14 protein-coding genes are annotated in these 11,876 nt (G+C 67.7%); 9 read left to right on the top strand and 5 right to left on the bottom strand.

Translation table 11 applies throughout. The features are described from left to right. Nucleotides 1-63: 63 nt before the first annotated feature. Nucleotides 64-1,398: an amino acid permease gene (locus EH231_RS20270; protein ID WP_241177777.1), complete on the top strand. Its 1,335-nt coding sequence runs from the start codon at nt 64-66 to the stop codon at nt 1,396-1,398. Then, nucleotides 1,395-2,255 carry a serine hydrolase gene (locus EH231_RS20265; RefSeq protein WP_090430310.1) on the top strand — a complete coding sequence of 287 codons (861 nt, stop codon included), beginning with the start codon at nt 1,395-1,397 and terminating at the stop codon, nt 2,253-2,255. The genes EH231_RS20270 and EH231_RS20265 overlap by 4 nt, the downstream gene beginning before the upstream one ends. On the opposite strand, the gene bagB is transcribed toward EH231_RS20265, so the two are convergent. After that, entirely contained in the window at nt 2,222-3,355 is a 1,134-nt protein-coding gene (bagB, locus tag EH231_RS20260; protein WP_090430312.1) for an ATPase BagB, read from the bottom strand. The two genes, EH231_RS20265 and bagB, sit on opposite strands and share 34 nt — an antisense overlap. After that, the gene (gene bagA / locus EH231_RS20255; RefSeq protein ID WP_164481227.1) at nt 3,355-4,386 is read right to left on the bottom strand and encodes an ATPase BagA; all 1,032 of its coding nucleotides are present in this window, start codon (nt 4,384-4,386) and stop codon (nt 3,355-3,357) included. The genes bagB and bagA overlap by 1 nt, the downstream gene beginning before the upstream one ends. A gap of 44 nt (nt 4,387-4,430) precedes the next feature. On the opposite strand from bagA, the gene EH231_RS20250 reads away from it, so the two are divergent. The 3 genes from EH231_RS20250 to EH231_RS20240 are packed head-to-tail and all read left to right on the top strand — an operon-like array spanning nt 4,431 to nt 5,838. Then, on the top strand, nt 4,431-4,592 hold the full coding sequence (locus EH231_RS20250) for a Sp36 family protein (RefSeq protein ID WP_075908995.1): 162 nt from the start codon (nt 4,431-4,433) through the stop codon (nt 4,590-4,592). Further along, nucleotides 4,589-5,044 (top strand): RidA family protein, encoded by a 456-nt coding sequence (locus EH231_RS20245; RefSeq protein ID WP_090430316.1) that lies wholly within the window; start codon nt 4,589-4,591, stop codon nt 5,042-5,044. The genes EH231_RS20250 and EH231_RS20245 overlap by 4 nt, the downstream gene beginning before the upstream one ends. Then, entirely contained in the window at nt 5,041-5,838 is a 798-nt protein-coding gene (locus EH231_RS20240; protein WP_124713170.1) for an MBL fold metallo-hydrolase, read from the top strand. The genes EH231_RS20245 and EH231_RS20240 overlap by 4 nt, the downstream gene beginning before the upstream one ends. Here EH231_RS20240 and crp read toward each other — a convergent pair. Further along, nucleotides 5,835-6,509 (bottom strand): cAMP-activated global transcriptional regulator CRP, encoded by a 675-nt coding sequence (gene crp, locus EH231_RS20235; protein WP_003883807.1) that lies wholly within the window; start codon nt 6,507-6,509, stop codon nt 5,835-5,837. The genes EH231_RS20240 and crp overlap by 4 nt on opposite strands. Before the next feature lie 414 nt (nt 6,510-6,923). Between crp and nth the strand changes: the two genes are divergently transcribed. From nth to marP, 4 genes are read left to right on the top strand one after another with little or no spacing between them, the layout of a single operon-like run. Further along, complete coding sequence (nth, locus tag EH231_RS20225) at nt 6,924-7,697, top strand: endonuclease III (protein WP_124713169.1); 774 nt, start codon at nt 6,924-6,926, stop codon at nt 7,695-7,697. A gap of 7 nt (nt 7,698-7,704) precedes the next feature. Beyond that, the gene (locus tag EH231_RS20220) at nt 7,705-8,364 is read left to right on the top strand and encodes a TlpA family protein disulfide reductase (protein ID WP_124713168.1); all 660 of its coding nucleotides are present in this window, start codon (nt 7,705-7,707) and stop codon (nt 8,362-8,364) included. An 11-nt stretch (nt 8,365-8,375) separates the two neighbouring features. Further along, nucleotides 8,376-9,152: an NUDIX hydrolase gene (locus EH231_RS20215; RefSeq protein WP_090430323.1), complete on the top strand. Its 777-nt coding sequence runs from the start codon at nt 8,376-8,378 to the stop codon at nt 9,150-9,152. An 11-nt stretch (nt 9,153-9,163) separates the two neighbouring features. Next, nucleotides 9,164-10,354, top strand: a complete 1,191-nt coding sequence (gene marP, locus EH231_RS20210; protein WP_090430325.1) for an acid resistance serine protease MarP — start codon at nt 9,164-9,166, stop codon at nt 10,352-10,354. Here marP and EH231_RS20205 read toward each other — a convergent pair whose 3' ends face one another. Together EH231_RS20205 and EH231_RS20200 are read right to left on the bottom strand one after the other, a co-directional pair. Further along, nucleotides 10,355-11,296, bottom strand: coding sequence for an alpha/beta fold hydrolase (locus tag EH231_RS20205; RefSeq protein WP_124713167.1), 942 nt, complete (start codon nt 11,294-11,296; stop codon nt 10,355-10,357). Continuing rightward, a complete protein-coding gene (locus tag EH231_RS20200; RefSeq protein WP_090430835.1) occupies nt 11,296-11,802 on the bottom strand; it encodes a phage holin family protein in 507 nt (168 codons plus the stop codon). Before EH231_RS20200 ends, EH231_RS20205 begins: the two co-directional genes overlap by 1 nt. Nucleotides 11,803-11,876 lie beyond the last annotated feature (74 nt).

The following is an 11,876-nucleotide window of genomic DNA, read 5'->3' as shown; positions in this document are numbered from 1 at the left end:
TCCCAGTCGTCCTCCACCGACGAACCCCGCTCCGGCCTGGCCAGGTCGCTCAAAACGAGACACATGACGATGATCGCGATCGGCGGTGCCATCGGTGCCGGGCTGTTCGTCGGTAGCGGTGCGGTCATCAAGACCGCCGGCCCCGCCGCGATCCTGTCCTACGTTCTGGCCGGTGCGCTGGTGTTGTGCACCCTGCGCATGCTGGGCGAGATGGTGGTCGCAAAGCCGAGGACCGGTGCGTTCGCCGACTACGCCCGGATGGGGATCGGGCCGTGGGCGGGCTTCACCCTCGGCTGGTTGTACTGGTACTACTACGTGATCATCATCGCGGTGGAAGCCGTTGCCGGGGCGAAGATCCTGTCCGTCTGGGTCGGTTTGCCGCTGTGGCTCATGGCCATGCTTTTGATGGCCGTGATGACCGTGACCAACCTGATCTCGGTGCGGTGGTTCGGCGAATTCGAGTTCTGGTTCTCCGGCATCAAGGTCGCCGCCATCGTGTCCTTCATCGTGCTGGGCCTGCTGTGGGTCCTGGGGTTGTGGCCGGGCGATACCAGCGGACTGAGCAATCTGGTGTCCCACGGCGGCTTCGCGCCCAACGGCGTCGGGGCGATCCTGGGCGCCGTGGTGGTGGTGATCTTCGCCTTCGGCGGAGCCGAGATCGTCACCATCGCAGCCGCGGAGAGCACCGAGCCCGCGAAGTCGGTGGCCAGGGCCACCACCGGAGTCATCTGGCGGATCATCCTGTTCTACGTCGGGTCGATCTTCCTCGTCGTGTGCATCCTGCCGTGGAACGACGCATCGGTGCTGTCCAGCCCGTATGTGGCCGCGCTGGACAAACTGGAGATTCCCGGTGCCGGCGCGATCATGAACTTCGTCATCCTCACCGCGGTGCTCTCGGTGCTGAACTCGTCGATCTACACGTCCTCGCGCATGCTGCGGGTCCTCGCGTCACACGGCGACGCGCCGGAGTGGTTGGTGCGCACCAACTCCCGCGGCGTACCGACCCGGGCCGTACTGGCCAGCACGGTCATCGGCTGGATCTCAGTGGTGCTCGCCTACATCGCTCCCGATTCACTGTTCCTGTTCCTGGTGAACTCGTGCGGCGTGGTCGCGATCTTCATGTACATCATGATCGGCATCTCCGAACTGCGGGTGCGCCGGGCCATCGAACGTGAAGACCCGTCCAGGCTGACGCTGAAGATGTGGTTCTTCCCGTATCTGACCATCGTGGTGATCGCGTGTTTCGTCCTGGTGTTGCTTGCCATGCTGTTCGACGTCGATCAGCGCGTCCAGCTGCTGGCCAGCGTGCTCAGCCTCGTCGTGGTCGTGGTGGCCTACGTCCTGCGCAAGCGGTTCGGGCGCGTGCCCGTCGACGCCGAGGTCGCCGAACTGGCATGAGCGCCTTCTTCTCCTGGGCCTCGTCCTGGCTGGCCGACGTGGCGAACTGGTCGGCCCGCGTCACGGACCTGAGCACCGGCCAGACCTTGTGGGAGCACACTCCCGACCGCGTGCTCAAGACAGCGAGTGTGGGAAAGGTCTTCCTGCTGGCCGAGGTGGCACGCCGGTTCGACGACGTGACCCTGGACCCCGGTGAAGTCGTCGCCGCCACGGCCGAGGACCAGGTGGCGGATTCCGGCATCCTCTACCTGCTCCGGCAGCAGGACCACCGGATCGATGACCTGTGCCTGCTGATCGGTGCGGTCAGCGACAACATGGCCACCAACATGCTGCTTCGCCGGCTCGGACTCGATGAGGTCCAGCGCGCCACCCGCGACCTCGGGTTCACTGTCAGCGGGTTGCGGGACCGGGTGCGGCTGAACCGATCCCAGGATGATCCGCTCACCCTCTCAACAGGCAGCGCGGCGGAACTGTGCGACTTCGTCGGACGTCTGCATGCGGGTGACATCCACGGCGCCGCGGCGTCCGAGCGGGTGCGGCGATGGCTCGGCGTCAACACCGATCTGTCCATGGTGGCGCGGGCATTCGGCCTGGACCCACTGGCCCACACCGAGCCCGACGCCGGCTTCGAACTCTGGAACAAGACCGGGACCATCTCCGATGCGCGCATCGACATCGGATGCGTCGGGCACGCTGCCAGTGGACGCCGCGTGGGCTACGCCGTTCTGGCGAACTGGGCCTGGGGTGAAGACCATCGCGACCCCTGTCTGGAGGCGATGGGGCTGCTGGGCAACGAGATCCGCCGATATCTGGAGGACACCGGTCAGGCGGCGTCGGCCGCCTCTCCGGTGATCTGATCGGCGATCGCGCGCAGCGCGTCGAGATCTGACACATCGAACGGCAGCGACGGCACGCCGACGATCGCCACATGCGGGTTGGCCCCGGTGAAGCGGGACAGCAGCCGCACCTCGCGCTTGGCGGTGTGGGCCCGGTCGGCGTGGATGCGCAGCACCGCCGCGGCCAGCGAATCCGGATCCTCGGCCGCCAACTCGTCAGCGGCTTCCTCGGCCTTCTCGGCATGCAGGTCGGACAGCGTGGGATGGGTGCGGTTCAGGATCAGCCCGGCCAGCGGCATGTGCTCGTTCGAGAGCCGGTCGACGAAGAACGACGCCTCACGCAACGCATCGGGCTCGGCCGCCGACACCACCACGAACTGGGTGCCGCGCCGCTTGAGTAGTTCGTAGGTCTTGTCGGCCTTCTGCCGGAAACCGTCGAACGTGGCGTCCAGCGCCTGAACGAAACCGGCTGCGTCGGAAAGCATTTGCGAACCCAGCACGGTGGACAGGGCCTTCATGGCCAGGCCGACCGCGCCGGTGACGAGCTTGCCGATGCCCCGCCCCGGCGCCAGCAGCAGGCGCCACAACCGGCTGTCCATGAAGCTGCCCAACCGCTTGGGGGCGTCAAGGAAGTCCAGCGCATTGCGAGACGGCGGGGTGTCCACCACCACCAGATCCCACTTGTCCTCGGCCAGGAGCTGGCCGAGTTTCTCCATCGCCATGTATTCCTGCGTGCCGGCGAGCGACGTGGCGACGGTTTGGTAGAACTGGTTCTCCAGAATGGCGTCTGCGCGGCCGGGATCCGAGTACTGCACCACCATCTCGTCGAATGTTCGGCGCATGTCCAGCATCATCGCGTGCAGCTCGCCGGTCACCTCCGGTGCCAGCGGAACCCGCTGCGGGGTGTTGCCCAGATCCTTGATACCCAGCGCCTGGGCCAGTCGCTTGGCCGGGTCGATGGTGAGCACCACGACGGTGCGGCCGTATTCAGCCGCCCGCAGGGCCATCGCGGCCGCGGTGGTCGTCTTGCCGACACCGCCTGCGCCGCAGCAGACTACGACGCGGTTGGCGGTATCGGACAGGATCGCGTGCATGTCAAGGGCGGGCGGTTTGGCACTCACTATCGGACCCCCTGCTGTTCGAGTGCTTCGGCGAGTTCATACAGGCTGCCCAGGTCGACGCCGTCGGCCAGCGCGGGCAATTCGAGGCGGGGTACGTCGATGGCGTCGAGCTGTTCGGCGCTCTCGGCGCGGGCCGCGATCCGCGTGGCGTGCTGGATCGACTCGGTGAGCAGGCCGGCGAAATCATCGTCCGCCAACGTGATTCCGGCCTTGTCCAGGCCGGCGCGGACGGCGTCGGCGTCGATGTCGCCCTCGGCGGCCTTGGCCAGATCCCCGGCGGGCAGGTACGCCGGGATGTTGCGGTTGACGATGACGCTCCCGATCGGCAGCCCCATGTCGGTCAACTCGTCGATCGCCTCCAGCGTCTCCTGGATCGGGAGTGCTTCCAGCAGCGTCACCAGGTGAATGGCGGTCTGCTCGGAGTGCAGCAGCTTGACCACGCCATCGGCCTGGGAGTGCACCGGCCCACCCTTGGCCAGGTCGGAGACCGCCTTGGTGACGTCCAGGAACCGCGAAATACGGCCAGTGGGAGGAGAATCCACGACAACGGCGTCATAGACACCGCGCTTGCCCTTGGCGTCCTTGGCGGTCCGCGTCACGATCTCTTTGATCTTGCCGGTGAGCAGCACGTCACGCAGACCGGGCGCGATGGTGGTCGCGAACTCGATGGCCCCGATGCGGCGCATCGCCCGGCCGGCCAGGCCGAGGTTGTAGAACATGTCGAGGTATTCCAGGAACGCGGCCTCGATGTCGATGGCGAGCGCGTTGACCTGACCGCCGCCATCGGCCGTGGCGACCTTGACTTCCTCGTACGGCAGCGGCGGCACGTCGAACAGCTGCGCGATGCCCTGGCGCTCCTCGACCTCGACCAGCAGCACCTTGCGGCCGCCTGCGGCCAGCGCCAGGGCCAGGGCCGCCGCGACGGTCGACTTGCCGGTGCCGCCCTTGCCCGTTACGAAATGCAGCCGGGCCTTGGTCAGCCGCGACGGCCAGCCGACGTGTTTGGCGCCGCTCTCAGTGGTTGCCACCAGTGCATGCTAACCAAGCCTGTGTGTCCGACCGATAAGCTCAGCCCATGAGCGAACCAACCCGGTGGGAGTACGCCACGGTGCCGTTGTTGACCCATGCCACCAAACAGATTCTTGACCAGTGGGGACAGGACGGCTGGGAGCTGGTCTCCGTGCTGCCGGGCCCGACGGGTGAGCAGCACGTCGCCTACCTGAAGCGGCCGAAATGACCGTGACGGCACGGCTGGCCGAACTCGGTATCGAACTGCCCGACGTGGTCGCGCCGCTGGCCGCCTACGTACCCGCGGTGCGCACCGGCAATCTGGTCTACACCGCCGGTCAGCTGCCGATCCAGGGCGGCGAGCTGCAGGCGACCGGCAAGGTGGGCGCAGAGATCAGCCCCGAGCAGGGCAAGGAGCTCGCCCGGATCTGCGGCCTCAACGCGCTGGCGGCGGTGCATGCGCTGGTGGGCATCGATTCCGTCGTCAGGATCGTCAAGGTGGTCGGGTTCGTCGCCTCCGCCCCCGGGTTCAGCGGACAGCCCGGCGTCATCAACGGCGCCTCGGAATTGTTCGGTGAGATCTTCGGCGAGGCAGGCGCACACGCGCGTTCCGCCGTCGGCGTGTCGGAACTGCCGCGCAACGCGCCGGTCGAAGTCGAGATCATCGTCGAAACCGCGTGAGTGACAGCGTGACCGAACACCCGGCCTACGGGCTGCTGCGGCCGGTCATTGAAACAGACGCGGTATCGGCGTCCGTTCTGCTCTGCGACAACCCGGGTCTGATGACGCTGGAGGGCACCAACACCTGGGTGCTGCGCGGCCCGGGCAGCGACGAGATCGTCGTCGTCGACCCCGGTCCCGACGACGAGGCCCACATCGCGCGTATCGCCGAGTTGGGCACCGTCGCGCTGGTGTTGATCAGCCACAAGCACGAGGACCACACCGGCGGGATCGACAAGCTCGTGGATGCCACCGGGGCGGTGGTCCGCTCGGTCGGCAGCGGCTTCCTGCGCGGTCTGGGCGGTCCATTGACCGACGGCGAGGTGATCGATGCGGCCGGCCTGCGGATCAAGGTGATGGCCACTCCGGGGCACACCGTCGATTCACTGTCGTTCTTGCTCGACGACGCGGTGTTGACCGCGGACACCGTGCTGGGGCGCGGCACCACCGTCATCGACACCGAGGACGGCAGCCTGCGTGACTACCTGGAATCCCTGCACCGGCTGCAGGGGCTGGGCGCCCGCACTGTGCTTCCCGGGCACGGACCGGACCTTCCCGATCTCCACGCGGTGACCGCGATGTACCTGGCCCACCGCGAGGAGCGGTTGGACCAGGTACGGGCAGCGCTGAGGGAACTCGGAGAAGACGCCGGGGCCCGACAGGTCGTCGAGCACGTCTACACCGACGTCGACCAGAAGCTGTGGGATGCCGCCGAGAAGTCGGTGCAGGCCCAGCTGGACTACCTTCGTGCTTAGCGGGCTCGCCTTGCGAGACGCTCGCTGTCGCTGATCAGCACGCTCTTGCCCTCCAGCCGGATCCAGCCGCGGTGGGCGAAATCGGCCAGTGCCTTGTTGACGGTCTCGCGCGACGCGCCGACGAGCTGGGCGATCTCTTCCTGCGTCAGGTCGTGCGTGACGCGAAGCGCCCCGCCTTCCTGGGTTCCGAACCGCTGGGCCAGCTGCAGCAGCTGCTTGGCAACGCGACCGGGAACGTCGGTGAAGATCAGGTCGGCCAGGTTGTTGTTGGTGCGACGCAGACGGCGCGCGAGAACGCGCAGCAGCTGCTCGGCGATCTCCGGGCGGTCGGCGATCCACGCGCGCAGCGCGTCACGGTCCATCGACACCGCGCGCACCTCGGTGATGGTGGTGGCGCTCGAGGTGCGGGGCCCCGGGTCGAAGATCGACAGCTCGCCGAACATGTCCGACGGACCCATGATGGTCAGCAGGTTCTCCCGACCGTCGGGCGAACGGCGGCCGATCTTCACCTTGCCGGAAATGATGATGTACAGGCGGTCGCCGGGCTCGCCTTCGGCGAAGACCGTATGCCCGCGCGGGAAGTCGACGGGCTGCAACTGCTTCGTCAGCGCCGAAACGGCGGTCGGTTCGACGCCCTGGAAGATTCCGGCCCTGGCCAGGATCTCGTCCACGTTGCCCCTTAAGCTATTGGGTGTGTTGTCCTCTTACTGATACTTCCTGCTCAGTCTAGAGGTACGCGGTTTCGCGACTAGCCCACGCTACACACGATTGACAGGTCGAGACGCAGGAAACCCGGTATTGATGGCCTGCGGCTCGTAGTACCGCGTCGGCAAACGCTCACTATCGAGGTCGATGATCACCGGCTTGACGCGTGGAATGACGGTCGCCGGCGGGGCCGGTTTTCGGTCCAACCCCGATTCGAGTCGCTCGAGCCCGAACGCCGCCAGCATGAGCAACCCCGGGGTGAGCGCTACCAGCAACCACGACACAAGGCAGTAGTTAACACGGCGTAGGTCTCAGCGGGGTCACGAATCATTACCGGTCCGCGCAGGAGAATGTCCGGCGAGGTCAGTACGCTGATTGACGTGACTGCGACTGCCGCCCCAACTGGGAAAACGCGCCGGTCCAAGAAGTGGGACAACGAAACCCACCTCGGCCTGGTTCGTCGGGCCCGCCGGATGAATCGTGAACTGGCCCGGGCATTTCCGCATGTCTACTGCGAGCTCGACTTCACCAATCCGCTGGAACTGGCGGTGGCGACCATCTTGTCGGCGCAGAGCACCGACAAGCGGGTGAACTTGACGACGCCCGCGTTGTTCCTCAAATACCGCACGGCGCTGGACTACGCGCAGGCCGATCGCACCGAGATGGAGGAGCTGATCCGGCCGACCGGCTTCTACCGGAACAAGACCAACTCGCTGATCCGGCTGGGCCAGGAGCTGGTGGCCCGGTTCGACGGCGAGGTGCCCGACAACATCGACGACCTGGTGACCCTGCCCGGGGTGGGGCGCAAGACCGCCAACGTCATCCTGGGCAATGCCTTCGACATCCCGGGGATCACCGTCGACACCCACTTCGGGCGGCTGGTGCGCCGCTGGCACTGGACGACGGAGGAGGACCCGGTCAAGGTCGAGTTCGCGATCGGTGAGCTCATCGAACGCAAGGAATGGACCTTGCTCAGCCACCGGGTGATCTTCCACGGCCGCCGGGTCTGTCACGCCCGCAAGCCGGCCTGCGGGGTGTGCGTGCTGGCCAAGGACTGCCCGTCGTTCGGTCTCGGGCCCACCGACCCGGAGACCGCTGCCGCGCTGGTCAAAGGTCCCGAGACCGAGCATCTGCTGGCGTTGGCGGGGCTGTGAACGCACGATGAGTAGATCGGCCCGCTGGACCGTGGTGGTCCTCGTGGTCCTGGTGGCATTGGGCACCGCCTTCTGGATGGAACTGCGCGACGAGCCGGCGCCGCAGGCCGGGGCGGGGCAGTCCACGTCGCGCGATCACCGCGACGCCGATACCCCGGAGGCCCTGGCCGGTCCTCGCGCCCGCGCGGATCTGGCGCCCTGTCTCGGTGAGGACAAGGGGGCCGGCGCTGCTCCCGGTTCCGGGCCGCTGCGCGGCATAACCCTGGACTGTGTCGGTGACGGGAAGCCTGTCGACGTGGCGTCCGCGCTCGCGGGCCGGACCGTGGTGCTCAACCTGTGGGCCTACTGGTGCGGGCCGTGCGCCGACGAGCTCCCGGCGATGGCCGAATACCAACGCCGGGTCGGTGACGACGTGCTGGTGGTGACCGTGCACCAGGACGAGAACGAGACGGCCGCGTTGGTGCGGCTGGCCGAACTCGGAGTGCACCTGCCGACGCTGCAGGACGGCCGGCGACTGGTCGCGGCCGCGCTGAAGGTGCCCAACGTCATGCCTGCGACGGTGGTACTGCGCGCGGACGGTAGCGTGGCCGGGACCCTCCCCCGTTCGTTCGTCAGCGCCGACGAGATCGCGGCGGCGGTCGACGAGAAGATCCGCTCTAGCCGATAGGAGCACCCGGGGTGAGATCGACGCGCGACGGGCTGTTCCCGGATGCGGCCCCGGCCTGGCTCAAACCACTGGTGGACAACCTCGACCGGGTGCCGGACGCCTACCGCCGGCGGGTGCCCAAGGACGTGCTGGCCGGGATCGTCGAAGCCAACAATCAAGCCGCGCAGGCCGGCGCACGCCGCGACGCCGCGGTGCTGGTGCTGTTCTCCGGCCCGCCGGACGGCGCGCCCCCGCTGCTTCCCGAGGACGCCGACCTGTTGGTGACGGTCCGCGCCTCGACACTGCGCCACCACGCCGGGCAGGCCGCGTTCCCCGGCGGCGCCACCGATCCCGGCGACCAGGGTCCTGTCGGCACGGCCTTCCGCGAGGCGTGGGAGGAGACCGGCATCGACACCAGCCGGCTGTACCCGCTGGCCACCCTGGAGAAGATGTTCATCCCGCCCTCGGGGTTCCATGTGGTCCCGGTGCTGGCGTACTCGCCCGACCCGGGCCCGGTGGCCGTCGTCGACGAATCCGAGACCGCCGTCGTAGCGCGGGTTCCGGTGCGGGCCTTCATCAACCCCGAGAACCGGCTGATGGTGTACCGCGAGGCCAACACCAGCCGGTTCGCCGGACCGGCCTTCCTGCTCAACGAGATGCTGGTGTGGGGTTTCACCGGCCAGGTCATCTCGGCGATCCTCGACGTCGCGGGCTGGGCCAAGCCCTGGAACACCGAGGACGTCCGCGGACTCGATGACGCAATGGCCCTCGTCGGGCATGACAACGGTTACGGTGAAGCCCCATGTTGAAGTGGATATAGATGACACCCTCGGTCTGGCTCGATTTCGCAATCCTCGGCATCGGCTTCGTCGCAGCCATCTCCGGTTGGCGCTCCGGCGCGCTCGGCTCCCTGCTGTCGTTCATCGGTGTGGTGCTCGGCGCGGTGGCAGGCGTGCTGTTGGCGCCGCACGTGATCCCGCACGTGAGCGGTGACCGCACCAAGCTGTTCGCGACGCTGTTCCTGATCCTCGCGCTCGTGGTGATCGGTGAGATCGCCGGCGTGGTGCTGGGCCGTGCCGTGCGCGGCACCATCCGCAACCGGCTGTTCCGCGCGTTGGACTCGGTGGTCGGGGTGAGCCTGATGCTGGTCGCGGTCCTGGTGGCGTCCTGGCTGCTGGGTAGCCTGCTGACCTCCTCGGATCAGCCCAATCTCGCTGCGGCAGTGAAGAATTCGCGGGTGCTCACCGAGGTCGACAAGGTGGCGCCGGACTGGATGCGCTCGGTGCCGAACCGGTTGTCGGCACTGCTGGACACTTCCGGGCTGCCCGATGTGCTCGAACCGTTCGGCCGCACCCCGATCGTCAACGTCGACGCCCCCGACGCCGCGCTGGCCACCGATCCCATCGTGACGACGAGCCGGCCCAGCGTGGTCAAGATCCGCGGCATCGCGCCGAGCTGCCAGAAGGTGCTGGAGGGCAGCGGATTCGTGGTCGCGCCCAACCGGGTGATGTCCAATGCCCACGTGGTGGCCGGCGCCGACAGCGTGACCATCGAGGCCGACGGCAAGACCTACGACGCTGGCGTGGTGTCCTACGACCCCAACGCCGACATCTCGATCCTCGACGTGCCGGATCTGCCGATCGCCCCGCTGCAGTTCGCCGAACAACCGGCCCCGAAGGGCACGGACGCCGTGGTGATGGGTTACCCGGGTGGCGGCGATTTCCTGGCCACCCCGGCCCGCGTGCGCGAGATCATCGAGCTCAACGGACCCGACATCTACCGGAGCACCACCGTCACCCGCGAGGTCTACACGGTCAGGGGCACGGTGCGGCAAGGCAATTCAGGTGGGCCGATGATCAACCGGGCGGGCAAGGTGCTCGGCGTGGTGTTCGGCGCGGCCGTCGACGACGCGGACACCGGGTTCGTGCTGACCGCCAAGGAAGTCGAGCGTCAGCTGGCCAAGGTCGGCAACACCCAGCGGGTGGCGACCGGGACGTGCATCAACTCCTGATCACCTGGCGGGCAGCTGGGCCAGGAAACGGCTCAGCTGCCCGTTGACCGCCTCGGGCTGTTCTTCGTGGCCGAAATGCCCTGCGCCCGTGATCGATACGTATCGGCCGTGCGGTGCATAGCGCTGGGTCCGGTGCACCGGGTCGGTGAGGACGTACGGGTCGGCGTCTCCGCGCATGTGCAGCACGGGCACGCTGATCGGGCGTTTCATCGAGTGCATGAACCGCAGGCCCTCGCTGCGCAGTTGGCTGCGCACCGCCCACCGCTGGTATTCCAGCGCGCAGTGCGCGGCTCCCGGAATCTGGATGGCCTGGCGCAGATGGCCGATGGTGTCGGAGAAGTCCTGGCTGGTCTGCCATTTGGCACCGGCCCGGCCGCGGACCAGGCGTTCCAGCTCGGCGCCGTCATGCCGGGTCAGCGCGTGTTCGGGCCACGCGGGCACCTGATAGCGCAGCATCGACGGCAACAGGGCCCGGCCCTGGTCACGGCGGGTCAACGTGGAGGCCCGCAGCGCCACCGGATGCGGTGAGCTGACGAGGGCGATCGCGTCGACCACGCGCGGATGCAGCACGGCCGTCGCCCAGCACACCAGGCCGCCGTCGGCGTGCCCGACCAGCGTCGCCGTCTTGTGCCCCAGCGCGCGCACCAGCCCGGCGGTGTCCCCGGCCAGGGTCCAGCCGTCGTAACCGCGTGGTGGTTTGTCGCTGTCGCCGTAGCCACGCAGGTCGACCGCCACGACCCGGGCGCCGGGCAGTGCGGTGAGTTGGTGACGCCACGACCACCAGAACGAGCCGAACCCGTGCAGGAGGATCACCAGCGGCCGGTCGGGCTGCGGGCTTTCGCTCTCGCCCTCCACCACGTGGAACCGAATGCCGTTGGCGTGCACCTGCAGATGCCGCCATGGCCCCTCGATCCTGGTGATCGACGGGTCGGGTGGGGGCATTACCAGCCTGACGGGTCGGTGGCCGGCCTGGTTTGGACAGCTGGCAGCGCGGCCTTGTCGTGGCCGGGCGTCAGTGCCTCGCGTGTCTCCTTGACCGATTCGATGGTCTGCTGAGGACCCTTGATCCGTCGCACCTTCAGGAAGCCGAACACCGCGAGCGCCCCTGTCGTCAGCACCATGAGCCCGAACACGATCAGGAAGGCCACCCAGCGCCAGAGCCAGGTGTCGAGCAGCTCGGCCAGGAAGAAGAAGAAAAAGAAGGTCGAGTAGAACAGGACCACCAGCGCCGCGATGAAGAACACGCTGCCGGTCAGGCCCTTCTTCACATCTCGGGTGATCTCGGCCTTGGCCAGCTCCACCTCGGCGCGCAGCAGGGTGGATACCTGCGCGGTGGCGTCCTTGACCAGGTCACCGATCGAGGGGTCCGGCTTGGGGGCATGCGGGTCGACGAGCGGAATCGAGGTCACCGTCGTCGGAACGCCGTCCCTGCGGTCGCCTGTGCTCATGGCGTTCATGTTGCCATGCGGCGAAGCCGTTAACGATCCCGGCCGACATCCGCGTCTTAGTAGACTGACCGCAT

The sequence above is a fragment of the Mycolicibacterium nivoides genome (genome assembly GCF_003855255.1).
Taxonomy (GTDB): Bacteria; Actinomycetota; Actinomycetes; order Mycobacteriales; family Mycobacteriaceae; genus Mycobacterium; species Mycobacterium nivoides.
Note: the sequence above shows the minus strand (reverse complement) of the source record. Positions and strands in the feature narration are given on the sequence as shown.

What these genes read in the sequence shown, in the direction of transcription:
- EH231_RS20220 (WP_124713168.1), top strand. Translation starts at nt 7,705, where the DNA reads ATGAGTAGATCGGCCCGCTGGACCGTGGTGGTCCTCGTGGTCCTGGTG.
- EH231_RS20245 (WP_090430316.1), top strand. Translation starts at nt 4,589, where the DNA reads ATGACCGTGACGGCACGGCTGGCCGAACTCGGTATCGAACTGCCCGAC.
- EH231_RS20205 (WP_124713167.1), bottom strand. Translation starts at nt 11,296, where the DNA reads ATGCCCCCACCCGACCCGTCGATCACCAGGATCGAGGGGCCATGGCGG.
- EH231_RS20265 (WP_090430310.1), top strand. Translation starts at nt 1,395, where the DNA reads ATGAGCGCCTTCTTCTCCTGGGCCTCGTCCTGGCTGGCCGACGTGGCG.
- marP (WP_090430325.1), top strand. Translation starts at nt 9,164, where the DNA reads ATGACACCCTCGGTCTGGCTCGATTTCGCAATCCTCGGCATCGGCTTC.
- EH231_RS20270 (WP_241177777.1), top strand. Translation starts at nt 64, where the DNA reads ATGACGATGATCGCGATCGGCGGTGCCATCGGTGCCGGGCTGTTCGTC.
- EH231_RS20250 (WP_075908995.1), top strand. Translation starts at nt 4,431, where the DNA reads ATGAGCGAACCAACCCGGTGGGAGTACGCCACGGTGCCGTTGTTGACC.
- EH231_RS20200 (WP_090430835.1), bottom strand. Translation starts at nt 11,802, where the DNA reads ATGAGCACAGGCGACCGCAGGGACGGCGTTCCGACGACGGTGACCTCG.